Below are 2482 nucleotides of genomic sequence, written 5' to 3'. Positions count from 1 at the left end.
CTCTGGGCGCTTTCCGCCTGTGCCGATTGTGAGATGACAAGGCTGCGCAGTTTTGCTTTTGCGGTCAGGCTGCCGCAGGTGCCGGTGCGGATCAACGTCCGGGCGCCATAATGGTCCAGCAATTCGTGCGCATAGATCAGAAACGATGAAACGCCGATGCCCGTCGCCTGAATGCTGACGGGTTTGCCGCCAAACAGCCCGGTGAAGCCAAGCGCGCCGCGGCGGCGATTGATGCAGCGCGGCGCTTCCAGGAACGTTTGCGCCATCCACTCGGCGCGCTGCGGGTCACCCGGCAACAAAACCGTGTCGGCGTAGTCGTCCTTGTCCGCTTCGTTGTGCGGCGTCACCAGTTGCTCCCCTAAGCCTTCCTGCCGTTTCACCCGCAATCATGGCGTTGTCACGGCGTTGTGCAAGGTGGAACATGGGAAAGGCTCTAAGACTCCAGCACGTCCTTGACGATCGTCGCCAGTTGCTTGAGCGAAAACGGCTTGGGCAGAAAGCCGAAATGCGCATCTGCCGGGAGGTTTCTGGCGAATGCGTCCTCGGCGTAGCCGGACACGAAGACGAACTTGATGTCCGGCTGGCGCTTGCGCAATTCACCAAGCAGTGTCGGTCCGTCCATTTCCGGCATGACCACATCGGAAACGACGATATCGACCTTGCCGCCCAGCGCCTCGAACACTTCCAGCGCCTCGACGCCCGACGATGCCTCGTGCACGGTGTAGCCACGCGAGGTCAGCGCCCGCATGCCGCCCATGCGCACGGCATCCTCGTCCTCGACGAGCAGCACCGTGGCCGAGCCCGACAGATCCTTGGCCGGATCGGCGACCTTTGCCGGCGCCGCCGGCGCATCGCCGGGCTCGCCTGCTTTTTTCGCTTCGGCGATGTGACGCGGCAGGAAAATGCGGAAAGTCGAGCCTTTGCCGACCTCGGAATCGCAGAAGATGAAGCCGCCGGTCTGCTTGATGATGCCGTAGACCATCGACAGGCCAAGGCCGGTGCCTTTGCCAACCTCCTTGGTGGTGAAGAAGGGCTCGAAGATCTTCTTCAGCACGTCGGGCGCGATACCGCTGCCGGAGTCCTCGACTTCGACCACGACATAGTCGGCCGGGGTGAGTTCGCGATAGGAAAAGGCCTTGCACTCCTCGGCGGTCACATTGCGCGTGCGCACGGTGAGATCGCCACCCGCCGGCATTGCGTCGCGCGCGTTGACCGCAAGGTTGACCACCACCTGTTCGAACTGCCCGATATCGACCTTGACCGGCCACAGGTCGCGGCCATGGTCGACCTTCAGCTTGATGTCGTTGCCGACCAGCCGGGCCAGCAGCATCCTGAGATCAGCGAGCACGTCGGTCAGGTTGAGCACTTCCGGCCGCAATGTCTGCTTGCGCGAGAAGGCGAGCAGTTGCCGTACCAGCGAAGCCGCCCGGTTGGCATTCTGCTTGATGTTCATGATGTCGGGGAAGGACGGGTCCGACGGACGGTGGTTGGTCAACAAAAGGTCGGACGCCATGATGATGGCGGTCAGCACATTGTTGAAATCATGCGCGATGCCGCCGGCAAGCTGGCCGACCGCCTGCATCTTCTGGCTCTGCGCCATCTGCCCTTCGAGCGCCTTCTGCTCCGTCGTCTCGACGGCGTAGACGATGGCCGACTCCTCGGCGCCCTCGCCGCCGGTGCCGTCGGCGACGGCGTTGACGTAGAAGCGGATGTGCCGTTCGTCGTTGCCGGGCAAAAGCGTGTCGATCGGCTCGATGTCGGCCTGCCGCTGCTGCGCTTTCTCGAAGGCAGCCGCAAAGGCCGGCCGGTCGCGTTCGTGGATCACCGTGTCGAGCCGTACGCGACGGTCGACGGCGTCGCGATCGACGACAGACGAAAACAGCGACAGGAACGGCGCATTGGTACGCAGGATGCGCCCATTGTGGTCGACGCCGGCGATCGCCATCGGTGTCGAGTTGAAGAAGCGAGTGAAGCGCACTTCCGAAGCCCGCAAATCGGCAGAGGCATCCTCGCCTTGCGTGCGGTTGAGCACGATCGTGCGTGTCGGCCCGTTCAATCCTTCGCGGCTGGCCGAAACACGGTGCATGAAGCGCACCGGCAGCGCTTCGCCCGTCGTGGTCGTCAGGTCGAGATCTATCACCGCGTTGCGTGTGGTGCCGGGGTCGGCCTTGACCGAGCGGACCAGCGCCATGCCGTCGCCGGCCACGATCTCCGACAGAGACACGGCGCCGGGCGTGAAGCTGGTGAGGTCGATGCCCAGCCATTCGGCGAGCGTGGCGTTGATATAGGTGACGCGGCCCTCCTGGTCAGCCGAAAAGAAGCCGGCCGGCGCGTGGTCGAGGTGATCGATCGCCTTCTGCAGGTCGAGGAAGAAGCGCTCCTGCTCGGCCCGCTCCTGCGAGATGTCGGCAAGCTGCCAGGCCAGCATCGGCAGCCGCTGGCCTGGAACGCTGAAGGCGCGGGCGCGGGCCCGGTACCAGCG

The 2482-nt window shown here is 64.1% G+C and carries 1 protein-coding gene and 1 pseudogene; both read right to left on the bottom strand.

Annotated elements, in window-relative coordinates:
* Positions 1–347, bottom strand: a pseudogene (locus EN750_RS29120) (purine-nucleoside phosphorylase); the annotation flags it as partial.
* 86 nt (positions 348–433) lie between these two features.
* Positions 434–2482 (bottom strand): PAS domain-containing sensor histidine kinase (locus tag EN750_RS29115; protein ID WP_145968014.1); only part of this gene is annotated, 2049 nt, incomplete at its 5' end.

Source organism: Mesorhizobium sp. M7A.F.Ca.ET.027.03.2.1 (assembly GCF_003999175.1).
Classification (GTDB): domain Bacteria; phylum Pseudomonadota; class Alphaproteobacteria; order Rhizobiales; family Rhizobiaceae; genus Mesorhizobium.
Note: the sequence above shows the minus strand (reverse complement) of the source record. Positions and strands in the feature narration are given on the sequence as shown.